Annotated in this window: 1 protein-coding gene; it reads right to left on the reverse strand. The window is 64.6% G+C overall.

Features of this window, described 5'->3' with window-relative positions; translation table 11 throughout:
* A partial coding sequence (locus SB771_RS35085; RefSeq protein ID WP_410722055.1) for an SDR family oxidoreductase occupies window positions 1-263 on the reverse strand: 263 nt, incomplete at both ends.

A 263-nucleotide genomic window follows, 5' to 3' on the forward strand; every position in this document is an offset into this window, starting at 1 on the left:
GGCGAAGTCCGCGACGGCCGCGGCCACGTCGTCCGATGCGATCGGCTGAAACAAGGCGGACGACAGCCGTATGGTCTCGCCCTCGATACCCGCTTGCGCGATGCCGCCAAGGAATTCGAAGAACTGGGTTGAACGGACGATCGTATAGGGCACGCCCGATTCGCGGACCAGCGTTTCCTGAGCGACCTTGGCGCGCATATAGCCGCTTTGCGGCAGCTTGTCCGCGCCGACGATCGAGAGTGCGACGTGGTGCTGTACGCCCG

This window comes from Burkholderia sp. SIMBA_051, assembly GCF_046534915.1.
Classification (GTDB): Bacteria; Pseudomonadota; Gammaproteobacteria; order Burkholderiales; family Burkholderiaceae; genus Burkholderia; species Burkholderia ambifaria.